Annotated in this window: 11 protein-coding genes; 3 read left to right on the top strand and 8 right to left on the bottom strand. The window is 67.4% G+C overall.

The window, feature by feature from the left end:
- Positions 1-38: 38 nt before the first annotated feature.
- The 3 genes from OHB26_RS24185 to OHB26_RS24175 form a co-directional block, all read right to left on the bottom strand.
- Complete coding sequence (locus OHB26_RS24185) at positions 39-902, bottom strand: alpha/beta fold hydrolase (RefSeq protein WP_330179544.1); 864 nt, start codon at positions 900-902, stop codon at positions 39-41.
- 143 nt (positions 903-1045) lie between these two features.
- A complete protein-coding gene (locus OHB26_RS24180) occupies positions 1046-1501 on the bottom strand; it encodes a peroxiredoxin family protein (protein WP_330179543.1) in 456 nt (151 codons plus the stop codon).
- Between the two features lie 28 nt (positions 1502-1529).
- A complete protein-coding gene (locus tag OHB26_RS24175) occupies positions 1530-2069 on the bottom strand; it encodes an RNA polymerase sigma factor (protein ID WP_330179542.1) in 540 nt (179 codons plus the stop codon).
- Positions 2070-2586: 517 nt separating this feature from the next.
- Here OHB26_RS24175 and OHB26_RS24170 point away from each other — a divergent pair.
- Together OHB26_RS24170 and OHB26_RS24165 are read left to right on the top strand one after the other, a co-directional pair.
- A complete protein-coding gene (locus OHB26_RS24170) occupies positions 2587-3525 on the top strand; it encodes an MHYT domain-containing protein (protein WP_330179541.1) in 939 nt (312 codons plus the stop codon).
- Positions 3526-3620: 95 nt separating this feature from the next.
- A complete protein-coding gene (locus OHB26_RS24165) occupies positions 3621-5213 on the top strand; it encodes a Na+/H+ antiporter (protein WP_330179540.1) in 1593 nt (530 codons plus the stop codon).
- A 21-nt stretch (positions 5214-5234) separates the two neighbouring features.
- Here OHB26_RS24165 and OHB26_RS24160 read toward each other — a convergent pair whose 3' ends face one another.
- The 3 genes from OHB26_RS24160 to OHB26_RS24150 all read right to left on the bottom strand — a co-directional run bounded on the left by OHB26_RS24160 (position 5235) and on the right by OHB26_RS24150 (position 8494).
- A complete protein-coding gene (locus OHB26_RS24160) occupies positions 5235-5846 on the bottom strand; it encodes a YdcF family protein (protein WP_330179539.1) in 612 nt (203 codons plus the stop codon).
- Between the two features lie 151 nt (positions 5847-5997).
- Entirely contained in the window at positions 5998-6792 is a 795-nt protein-coding gene (gene eutC, locus OHB26_RS24155; protein WP_330185765.1) for an ethanolamine ammonia-lyase subunit EutC, read from the bottom strand.
- 289 nt (positions 6793-7081) lie between these two features.
- Positions 7082-8494, bottom strand: coding sequence for an ethanolamine ammonia-lyase subunit EutB (locus tag OHB26_RS24150; protein ID WP_330179538.1), 1413 nt, complete (start codon positions 8492-8494; stop codon positions 7082-7084).
- Positions 8495-8722: 228 nt separating this feature from the next.
- Here OHB26_RS24150 and OHB26_RS24145 point away from each other — a divergent pair, with 228 nt between their 5' ends.
- The gene (locus tag OHB26_RS24145) at positions 8723-9598 is read left to right on the top strand and encodes a rhomboid-like protein (RefSeq protein ID WP_330179537.1); all 876 of its coding nucleotides are present in this window, start codon (positions 8723-8725) and stop codon (positions 9596-9598) included.
- On the opposite strand, the gene OHB26_RS24140 is transcribed toward OHB26_RS24145, so the two are convergent.
- Both OHB26_RS24140 and OHB26_RS24135 read right to left on the bottom strand, forming a co-directional pair.
- Positions 9491-10684, bottom strand: a complete 1194-nt coding sequence (locus OHB26_RS24140; RefSeq protein WP_330179536.1) for a cation:proton antiporter — start codon at positions 10682-10684, stop codon at positions 9491-9493. The genes OHB26_RS24145 and OHB26_RS24140 overlap by 108 nt on opposite strands.
- Positions 10685-10688: 4 nt before the next feature.
- Positions 10689-11171, bottom strand: coding sequence for a cation:proton antiporter regulatory subunit (locus OHB26_RS24135; RefSeq protein WP_067566786.1), 483 nt, complete (start codon positions 11169-11171; stop codon positions 10689-10691).
- Positions 11172-11194: the final 23 nt, after the last annotated feature.

Below are 11194 nucleotides of genomic sequence, written 5' to 3'. Positions count from 1 at the left end.
AGGTTCTCCCTATGTCTTGCGCACCCGAGGTCGTGGGATCAGGAGGCGGCGTCGGTGGCGGGGGCGAAGGCGAGGACCTCGCTGATGACCTCGCCGAAGCGGGTGGGGTCGGCCAGGAGCCAGCAGTGGCGGCCGTCGACGGTGATGGTTCGGATTTCTTCGTGGGCGGTGCGGAGGGTGTGGGTGGCGGCGGCGGGGATCACGTTGTCCTCGTTGCTCCAGATGATCGTCACCGATAGGCCGCGGCGACCGAGTTCGGCCAGTTCGGCGGTGAGATCCTGGGTTCTGACCAATGTGGCCGCGCGCCAGAAGGTTCGGGGATGGGTGAGGGCCGCGGGTACTCCGTCACGCAGGATCACCGGCAGGACACGGGTCAGTTCGGGGAGCGGGAGGACATCGGCTTGCAGGTGCAGGCCCCAATCCCACAGGGGCCGTTTCCGCATCGCGACCAGCGCGCCGCGGCCGTTCACCCAGGCCGAGCCGCCGACCGAATTGACCAGCACCAGTCGCCCCACCGAGATCGGCGAGTCGTGGGCCGTCATGATGGCGACGCCGCCGCCGAACGAGTGGCCGATGAGGGTCACCGGTTCGGTAATGCCCACGGAGCGGATGAACGCGGCGACCCAGGCCGCGTAGCCGCGCATGGTGAACTTCGAGCTGGGCAGTTCCGCGGTGCCACCGAATCCGGGCATGGTCGGTGCGTAGACCCGTACTCCGCGGCGCACCAACTCCTCGAGTGCCGCGCGATAGGTGCGATTGGCCAGCCCGAATCCGTGCAGCAGAACCACGCTCGGTCCGGTACCGCCGACCAGATATCGGCTTCGAATACCGTCGACCGACGCTGTCCGCCACGCCAGTCCGCTGTCCTCGGCCCGGCTCCCGGTGCGCTGTGGGAGTTCCATGGTTCGACTGTGCGCCCCGGGACCGGCATCCGCCGAGAGGCCGATGCCGTCCGTTTGCCGGCGGATGGCCCACAACCGCAGGGACTTTCGGCTCCTCTGGAATCAGCTCAACCGGCGAACTCCCGGGCGGCATCGAGCGAGCCTCAGGAAACAGGCAGGGTGTCCATGGCCGCGAGGAGGGCTTTGCGGTTGTAGCCCGCGGTGGGGAGGGTGGCGGTTCGGAGGTGGCTGATGAGGCCGTTCCGGTCGATGAGGAGGGTGCCGGATTGCTGCATGGAGCCGAAGACCTTGCGGCACAGGCCGATCGATTCGTGCGGGGTGGTGGCGGTGCCGACCAGGACCGGGAAAGGTATCGCGTGGCGAATCTTCCACGCGGATCCGGTGGAGGCGTCTTCAGGGATGGCTATGAAGACCTGGATGTTGTTGGCGTCGAGGACATCTCGGTGAGCGATGAGGTCACGGACGTGGTGGGTGCAGATCGGGCACGAAGTGGATCGGACGAAGTAGATCAGGGTGGCCCGCTGGCCGGGCAGGGACCGGGTTCGACCGGTGGTGTCTTCGAGTTCGATTGCGGGCATGGGAGATCCGGGTGTCAGCATGGCTGTGTTTCCTTCGGGACGGAGTGGGTCAGCGGGTCGCGTCGAGGCTTTGCCGGAGGGCGGCGCGGGCGCGATGGAGCTGGGATTTCATTGCCGCGGTGCTCAATCCGAGCGTGTCCGCGGTGGCGCGGCCGGAGTAGCCGAGGATGTCTCGCATGATCAGGACCCGGCGTTGGATGGCGGGCAGTGCCGCGATCGCGTCGGAGAGGTGAGCGACCTCCAGGCGGCGGAGCACCTCGTCCTCTGCGGAGATCGCGAAGTCGTTGTCGCCCAGGTCGATCCGGGGCGGGCCGTCGAGCATCCGCCGGGCGCGGCGCAGGCATTCGTTGCGGACGATGCGGAACATCCAGGAGGCGATGGCGCCGGTGGCGCGGAGGGTGCCGATCTTTCGGTACAGGATGATCAATGCCTCCTGGGCGGCATCCTCGGCGTCGTCGGGTGAGGCGCACAGGTGCTGGGCGAAACGGCGCACGTGCGGATGCGCGCCCTCCACCACCGTGGCGATCGCCTCGCGGTCACCGCGCTGGGCCGCCTCGACCAGTAGTTCACCGGCCCATCCGTGTTCCATGCCCGCCTCCCCGGCGATCGACTCGGGTGCCGGTGATTCCGCCACAGGGCTGCGCGCGCGCTCGGGCGCGATCTCTCGTCTCGGTTGAACAGTCACCACCATAAGAGTCGGCACGATCGGGAAAGGATTCGACCCGTCGACATCTTTTTCGCGAACCCGTCAGCGCGCCGCGTGCGATCGACAGACCACGCGCTCGTTCCAGGGTGGTGCGGGCCTCGCCGGATGAGCCACTCGCGCACAGCACATCGGTCAGATCGATCCGGGCGCGAATGGGTTCGGCGGCGGCCTGCGCGCGGGCCTGGCGCGCTATCGCGACCGGGCACGGTGGCCGAGCTGATCGAGAACGCCGCGGCGGCCGCGCACTGATTCGGAACCCGATCCGCCGCACCGTTTCTCCCGGATCGGGCCAATACGTACGAAATATTCTCATTTCAATTTCCCAATCGGGCTACCGGCCGGTACTCTTCGCACGTCGCAGACGCGATCGCGAAACTTTTGTTCTGGCAATGGAGTTCGAGTGCTGGAAATAAGCCACTTCAGCTATGGATGGGTCACTCCCGTCGTGGCCTACATCATGTCCGTCACCGGATGTCTGCTCGGGCTCCGGTGCACGGCACGTGCTCGGACCGGCGAGGGAAGGCGCGGCTGGCTCATCGCGGCCGCGGTGGCCATCGGCGGAACCGGCATCTGGGTTATGCATTTCATTGCCATGCTGGGGTTTTCCATTCATGGTGCGACGATTCGCTACAACGTTCCGATCACACTGCTGAGCGCGGCCATTGCCATGGGCGTGGTGTGGATCGGGTTGGCTATTGTGGCGACCGGCCGCTGGGGTGGCTGGGAATTGCCTGTCGGCGGCACCATCACCGGGACCGGCGTGGGCGCCATGCATTACTCGGGCATGTACGCCATGAAGTCCGATGCGATCATCGATTACAACGCCGGTTTGGTGACCCTGTCCATGATTATCGCCGTGGTCGCGTCGATCGTCGCACTGTGGTTCACGTTGAATATCAACGGGATTCTCGCCACCGTCGGCGCCGCGTTGATCATGGGTATCGCGGTGTGCGGTATGCATTACACCGGCATGGCCTCGATGAGCGCACATCATGCCGAGCACGCGAGTATGCCGCACGGCGCGGGCGCGATGGAATTGCTCGCGCCACTGATGATCAGCGTCAGCATGGTGACCATGGTGTTGCTCATCCACGTCGGCCTGACCGAGGTGGATGAGGCGAGCCGGGTGAAGGAGCCGGTACGCCCGGCGCCGGTGCGGCACGATCCGTGGTCGCTGCAGGCGAATTCGACCGAGGCGCAGTCGAATACCGATGCGCCCCGACCGAGTCCCGGTTCGCCGCAGCAGTACTCGGTCGCGCACAGCCCCGAGCCCTATCAGTATCCGCAGCCGCCGCTGTACGCCCCCGAGCGCGGCGGTTATCCGCCCCGGCTTTCCTGAGATTCTCCCCGGCCGCCTGAGAACTGCACCGGGTTCGCCTGAGAACACGGACCACCTGGTCGACTTTCTGGCATACGCGCAGCAAACTGTCTGGCGTGGCGCATCAAATGGAGTTGATCTTCGTCGTCCTGTTCGCGACGATCCTGGCCCAGCCGCTCGGCAAGCGACTCGGCCAGGCTCCCGCGGTGCTCATGACGGCATTCGGCGTGGTCCTGGCACTGATACCGCAGGTCCCCGAGATCCACATCGACCCCAAGATGATCCTGCCGCTGATCCTGCCGCCCCTGCTCTACGCCGCGGCCCGGCGCACCTCGTGGCGAACCTTCGCCGACAACTGGGGTGCGATCAGCCTGCGCGCGGTAGTGCTGGTCATTGTCACCGCCGTGGCCGTGGCCTGGGCATTCCGCGCCTGGTACCCGGCCGTCCCGGTCGGGGCGGCGCTGGCGCTCGGCGCACTGGTCGCGCCACCGGATCCGGTGGCGGTCTCGGCGCTGGCGGGCAAGCTCGGACTGCCGCGCCGCCTGGTCGCGGTGCTGGAGGGCGAGGGCCTGTTCAATGATGTGACCGCCATCGTCATCTACTCGGTGGCGATTCAGGCGGTGGTCACCGGAAAGTTCTCGGCCTGGGCGGCGGCTGGCCAGTTCGCCGTCTCGGCGCTGGTCGGGGTCGGGGTCGGACTGCTCTTCGGCTGGGCGGGCAGCAAGCTCATGCGCCGACTCGGTGAGGCGCCCTGGCAGGTCGCGCTGGGGCTGCTGCTGCCGTTCGCCGCCTACGGTGTCTCGGATGCGCGCGGTGGTTCGGCGGTGCTTGCGGTGCTGGTGTGTTCGCTGTATTTGACCGATGCCGCAACCGATTTCAGCTCCAGCGACTATCGGCTCATCGGTGATTCGTTCTGGGAGATCATCGAGATGCTGGTCACCGGTTTCGCCTTCGGGCTGATCGGCCTGGAGTTGAGCACGGTCCTGCGGGACGCCGGACCGGATTGGCCGAAATTCATAGGCGGAGCGGCCGTTGTCATCGGCGTGGTGGTGGGGCTGCGGCTGATCTGGCTGCTGATCACCACCGCGCTCTTCCAGAACTGGTGGCGCGACCGCGAGGCCGATGAGCCGTACACCTGGCGCGAGACCGTGGTCACCTGGTGGGCGGGAATGCGCGGAGTCGCGACAGTCGCACTGGCACTGGCCGTTCCGTTCACCACCGACACCGGCGACCCCTTCCCGGGCCGCACCGAAATCCTGTTCACGGCCTTCGCGGTGGCGCTGTTCACCCTGCTGCTGCAGGGCCCGACCCTGCCCACCGTGGTGCGTGCGACCGGCGTGCATGTGGACACCGTGCACGAGCGCGCCATGGAACGACAGCTGTGGACCCGCGTCCTGGAGGCCGAACTCGCTCGGCTGAAAGAGATCTCGACCACCGAGGCACTCCCGGAGGAGGTCTACGAACGCCTGCGCGACGGCTTCGAACGCCGTCTGGCACAGGCGGATCCGGAGGCCGCCGACAGCAATGCCCGGATGAACACCGACCGCACCGTGGCCTTCGCGACACAGATGCGCGCCATCAGTAATGAGGTCCTGGAAGCGGGGCGAGCCGAGGCACTGGCCGCGCGGCGCGAACCCGGAATCGCCCCCGATGTGGTCGACCGGGTCATGCGCCGCCTGGACCTGCGCACCAAGGCGGGCTCGCCATGATCCGGAATACCAGTCGGCGGCCTACCAGTCGGCGGGGCGAAATGAGATCAGGACAGCGGCGAATTCGCGCGGGTATGCCTTGGGAACGAACCGGCGGGCAGTACGCGCACCCACCACCTGGGCGCGCAGGCCGAGCCGCCGGGCCAGCGCGGCGGTGCGCAGGACGTGGAAATCACTGGTAACCACCGTCATTCGCGTATCGGCGGGCAGCCGTGCCGCGAGCTCGGCCGCAGTGTAACGGAGATTCTCCTCGGTATTGCGAGACCTGTTCTCCCGCACTATCTTTCCGGCCGGGACACCCGCGTCTTCCAGGTAGTCGGCCATGGCGTCGGCCTCGGTGACGGTCGCCCCGTGCCCCTGCCCGCCCGAGGCAACCATCATCGGGTCGCCACCCGCGGCCACCTCCGCCCGGTACACCTCCAGCCCGCGTTCCAGCCTGGATGCCAGCAGTGGCCCGGCCCTACCCCGCTTGAGCCGGCAACCCAGCACCACGATCACATCCGCGCCCAGTCGCGGCGACTGCCGCGCCTTGCGAATCGCGTAGGTGAACGCGAGCAGCTGCGTCGACAACAGCACCCCGGCCACCGCCGGGAGTGCCCTCGCCACACGTGCCAGCCGCACCGATCCGCTCACCGCGACAACATATCGGGGTGGCACCCATCACGCACAGAGCGGGCTGGTGCCGCGCTCGCGGCGGACACGCTGAGCACGGTAGGAGCGAGGTCGGCTGAGGTGTCCTCGAGATCCCTTACGAGGAGGTGTCGAACTGTCGGCCACCGATGGGCTAGGCCGACTCGACGTCCAGAACAAGCGGGTCCGAGGTGTCGAGTGCGAGGTCGGCGGAGGTGTCCTTGAGGTCCACTCCGGAACGGCCGAGGCGGCGAGCGCCTTCGATGAGACCCGCGGTGACTTGGGCGGCGCGGGCGTAGCCGAGCCCCTCGGGCGGGTGAATATTGGAGACGCAGTTGCGTTCGGAGTCGGCGCGGCCCGGGCGCGGGAGGTGGGTGAGGTAGATGCCGAGGCTGTCGGCGACCGAGAGGCCCGGGCGTTCGCCGATGAGGACCAGAACGGTGCCGACGCCCTGCGCATGGCCGATGTGATCGCCGAGGGCCACCCGCGATTGGGTGGCGATGACCGGCGGAGCGAAGGTGAAACGGTCGCCGAGCGCATCGAAGAGGGCGGCGAGCATGGGTGCGCCGTGGTCGGTGAGCGCGCGCGGCGAGAGGCCGTCGGCGAGCACCACGCCGATATCCGCGCCGCTGTGACCGAGGGCGGAAATACCCTGCCCCGCCGGAAGTTCGGACTCGCCGGGCAGGCGCCCGAGATCGGGGCGGCGCAGGTATTCGGAGCGGCTACCGGCGCGGCTGCGCACCTGCACCGGATCGCCCAGGCCGAGGGATTTCACCTGTGCTGCAAGCACTTCCACATCGAGAGGGTTGTGCACGGCATCGCGGGCAGCGGCATGCGCGGCCCGCAACTCCAGAACGTCGGCGGTGGGCAGCGCGTCACCGGTCCGGCCCAAGCCGATGCGCGCCTGCGTGTTCCGCCGCAGTTCGGCCCAGAATGCCCGGGCGGCAATAGCATCCGGCCCCGCCTGTGGGAGCGGCGATCCGCCGCGCGCCCCCGCGCTCGCGGGTGGCGAACCGCCAGGCACAGTCCCGCTCGGGTTCGGTGAATCCCCGCGCACGGCACCACCCGAGTTCGGCGAATCGCCGGCCACAGCCGCACTCAGGTCCAACGAACCACCGCGCACAGCACCACCGGGGTCCGGCGAATCGCCGTGCGATCCCACTGTGCGGTGCGATGAATAGTCCGCTTCGTTCGCGCGCGGGTAGTCGAATTCGTCTCGGATCAACGTACTTCCCTACTCAAGAGGCACTGGCGAGGGCGCGCAGCGGTGACGACAGCGGCTCCACGGGCAGGATGCGGCCGTCGGCGCTCATCATGCCGAGGCGCTCGAGCCAGGCGGCGAATTCGGGGGCGGGGTGCAGGCCCAGGACTTTTCGGGCGTAGAGGGCGTCGTGATAGGCCAGGCTCTGGTACCCGAGCATGACGTCGTCCGCGCCGGGGACGGCGATGACGAAGGCGCAACCGGCCGCGCCGAGGAGGGTGAGCAGGGTGTCCATATCGTCCTGGTCGGCTTCGGCGTGGTTGGTGTAGCAGACGTCGACGCCCATGGGCAGGCCCAGGAGTTTGCCGCAGAAATGGTCTTCCAGCCCGGCTCGGATGATTTGCTTTCCGTCGTAGAGGTATTCGGGTCCGATGAATCCGACCACGGTATTGACCAGCAACGGATCCAGATCACGGGCCACTGCATAGGCGCGGGTCTCCAGGGTCTGCTGATCGACGGGTTTTCCGCCGGTGCCCAGGTGTGCGCCCGCCGAAAGTGCCGAGCCCTGACCGGTTTCCAGGTACATGACATTGTCGCCGACGGTGCCGCGCCGCAGCGACCGTCCGGCCTCGTCGGCCTCGTGCAACAGCGAGATATTCACGCCGAAGCCGGAGTTCGCGCCCTCGGTGCCCGCGATGGACTGGAATACCAGATCCACCGGCGCACCGGCCTCGATCAATCCCATGGTGGTGGTGACATGTGAGAGCACACAGGACTGGGTCGGAATATCGAAGCGCTGGCGCACCTCGTCGAGCAGGTACAGCAGATCAGCGGTGGCCTTGGGTGAATCGGTGGCCGGGTTGATCCCGATCACGGCGTCCCCGCAGCCCAGCAGCAAGCCGTCCAGCACCGCGGCGGCGATCCCGCGTGGATCATCGGTGGGATGGTTGGGTTGCAGGCGCGTGGCGAGCGTTCCCGGCAATCCGATGGTGGTCCGGAATCCGGCCGTCACCTCGGTGGCCTTGGCGACCGCGATCAAATCCTGATTGCGCATGAGCTTGGAGACCGCCGCCACCATCTCCGGAGTCAGCCCGGGCGCGACGGCGGCGAGGGTGCTCCCGGCATCCGAGGTGGCCGCGACGGCGAGCAACCAGTCCCGCAGCCCACCCACGGTGAGATGCGAAATCGCCTGGAACGCAACGCGATCGTGGGTATCGAAGATCAACCGCGTGACCTCGTCGGTCTCGTACGGCACCACCGGTTCGTTCAGGAAGACACTCAACGGCAGCTCCGCCAGCGCCCACTGCGCCGCGGTCCGCTCGGCGTCGGATTCCGCCGCGCACCCGGCCAGTTCATCCCCGCTGCGCTTGGGCGTGGCCTTGGCCAGCAACTCCACCAGCCCGTCGAAGCTGTAGTTGGTACCGCCGATGCCCTGGTGGTACACGCTCATTCAGGCTCCTTCGGAGGTGGACACGGGATGCTGCTCTCCATCCTCCGGACCCATGTTGCTGTGCCGTAACCACCGCTTTCCCGGCGGATTACCGCAGGTAACTTCCACCCTGCGCGCTGTGCCGCTGCGAACCGGCCTGACCTCGGGATACGATGAGAACGACGCCCTGGCGGGACGTCGGTTCACACGGTGACGATCCCCTGCACACGCGAGAACGGACCCCTGCGGATGACATTGCGCACGTACCACCCACCCTGGGTCGACTCCGTCGATATCGGCGATGAGATCCGGATGGTGAGTGCGTGGTGGCGGCGTCCGCGGCGATTCCGCCGGGCGGCGAGCGCCTATCAGCGGTTGCTGGCGGTGGCCCCGGCCTCGATCGCCTACGCCTTCACGCTCTTCGTCACCTGGTGGACGCTGCGCGGGGCCAGCGATATCGTCGGCCGTCACCTGATCCTGTCGGCGTCGACGAATCTGCGCAATATGCAGCGTGATCCGATTCAGGTGCTGCTCGCCTCGGCCTTCTGGACCGATGGCGGTTTCCCGTGGGGTGACATTCTCATCCTGCTCACGGTGATGGCACTGGCCGAACGCTGGCTGGGTTCACTGCGCTGGATTCTGGTGGTGGCGGCCGGGCATGTCGGCGCGACTCTGCTCACGGTGAGCGCGATTTCGCATGCGGTGGCCCGGGATATGATCCCGTTCCGGGTGACGGTGGCGTCGGATGTCGGCCCGAGCTACGGAATCTCGGCCATGCTCGCGGTGATGGCGTATCGATTACGCGGCCGGGTTCGCCTGATTTACGCTGTCGGACTGCTGATCTGGTACGGCTACGCGCTCTGGAACGGTCCGACCTTCACCGATTACGGCCATTTGCTCGCGCTCATCATCGGTTTCGTCCTCGGTGGTCTGGCGGTGCTGGCATCGCGCCGCCTGCTGGCTTGGCGCAACTCGATCACCCGGACCGGGCCGACCGCCGAAAGGGCCGCCGTCCCTTCAGATCCCGGCGACGGGATCGAGTCCGCTGCTGCGGTCGCGCTGGAAGAACCGGACGGCAGGCTCGACCACGCGGGCGGCGATCGGCCCCAGTACGGCCATAATTAGTACATAGGCAGAGGCCAGAGCGGCCAGCTCATGGCTCACCCCGCCCATCGAAACCGCCAGCCCGGCAATGACAATGGAGAACTCGCCGCGCGCCACCAGGGCGGCGCCCGCGCGCGCCCGGCCCATCCGGCGAATGCCCTGCCGTCGAGCGGCCCACCAGCCGGTGCCGATCTTGGTCAATGAGGTGATCACGGCCAGGGCGATGGCCCAGCCCAGCACCGGCGGGATGGCGCGCGGATCGGTATTGAGCCCGAAGGCCACGAAGAATATGGCCGCGAACAGATCTCGCAGCGGCTCCAGGAGTTTGGCCGCCTCCGTCGCGGTCGATCCGGAGATGGCGATACCGAGCAGGAACGCGCCGACCGCGGCCGACACATTCAGCGCGGAGGCCGCACCCGCGACCAGCAGCGCCGCGCCCAGCAGTTTGAGCAGGAAGACCTCATTGTCATTGCTGTCCACCACGGCCGAGACATAGCGCCCGTACCGCAATGCCACCAGCAACACCACGGTGATCGCGACCAATGCGATGGCCAGGGATTTCATCCCGCTGGCGAAGCTCACTCCGGCCAGCATCATGGTCAGGATCGGCAGGTACACCGCCATGGCCAGATCCTCGAACACCAGGATCGACAGGATGACCGGGGTCTCGCGGTTACCCAGTCGCCCAAGGTCGTTGAGTACCTTGGCGACGATTCCGGAGGAAGAGATATAGGTGACGCCCGCCATGGTCACCGCACCCACCGGCCCCCAGCCCAGGAACAGTGCCACCAGTGCGCCGGGTGTCGCATTGGCGACGATGTCGAGCACACCCGCGAGCCAGCCCCGGCGCAGTCCGGTGACCAATTCGGCTGCGGTGTACTCCAATCCGAGCAACAGGAGCAGCAGCACCACGCCGATCTCACCGGCCAGATGACCGAACTCGGCCGCGGCCCGCATCTCGATGATCCCGCCCTCACCGAAGGCGAGCCCGCCCAGGAGATAGAGCGGAATCGGCGACATGCCGAAGCGGGCGGCGAACCGGCCCATCATGCCGAGCGCGAACAGGATCGCGCCGAGTTCGATCAGGGCTAGGCCGGTCGAGTCCACCGGTTCAGCCGTCGGCCAGGATGCGGGCGGCCGCGTCCAGTCCGTGCGGCGTGCCGACGACAACCAGCAGGTCGCCGGAGTCCAGGACGAAATCGGGGCCGGGCGAGGGGTGTAGCTGGCCCGCGCGCATCACCGCGACGATGGAGGCTTTGGTGCGGGTGCGCATACCGGTCTCGCCGAGCATGCGGCCGCGATAGGGCGAATTGCCGCCGATAGGTAGTTGGCGGGTGGTGATTCCGGGTAGGTCGCGGTGGTCTTCCTTGAGCTTCTCCACCAACTGCGGCGCACCCAGCAGATTGGCCATGACCGCGGCCTCATCGCTGGTGAGCGGGACCTGCGCCAGGCAGGCGTCCGGGTCGTCCCGCTGGGAGACGATCAGGTCGATGGTGCCGTCCCGATGCGCCACCACCCCGATCCGACGCCCCGAACGGACCTCGAAATCCTTCCGCACACCGATACCGGGCAGCGCTGTCACATCGACGTTCACCCGTCCAGATTAGGACAGGGTGG

The sequence above is a fragment of the Nocardia sp. NBC_01503 genome, assembly GCF_036327755.1.
In the GTDB taxonomy this organism is placed as follows: domain Bacteria; phylum Actinomycetota; class Actinomycetes; order Mycobacteriales; family Mycobacteriaceae; genus Nocardia.
This window is presented reverse-complemented; position numbering and strand designations above follow the sequence as displayed.

What these genes read in the sequence shown, in the direction of transcription:
- OHB26_RS24185 (WP_330179544.1), bottom strand. Translation starts at nt 902, where the DNA reads ATGGAACTCCCACAGCGCACCGGGAGCCGGGCCGAGGACAGCGGACTG.
- OHB26_RS24180 (WP_330179543.1), bottom strand. Translation starts at nt 1,501, where the DNA reads ATGCTGACACCCGGATCTCCCATGCCCGCAATCGAACTCGAAGACACC.
- OHB26_RS24175 (WP_330179542.1), bottom strand. Translation starts at nt 2,069, where the DNA reads ATGGAACACGGATGGGCCGGTGAACTACTGGTCGAGGCGGCCCAGCGC.
- OHB26_RS24150 (WP_330179538.1), bottom strand. Translation starts at nt 8,494, where the DNA reads ATGAGCGTGTACCACCAGGGCATCGGCGGTACCAACTACAGCTTCGAC.
- OHB26_RS24145 (WP_330179537.1), top strand. Translation starts at nt 8,723, where the DNA reads ATGACATTGCGCACGTACCACCCACCCTGGGTCGACTCCGTCGATATC.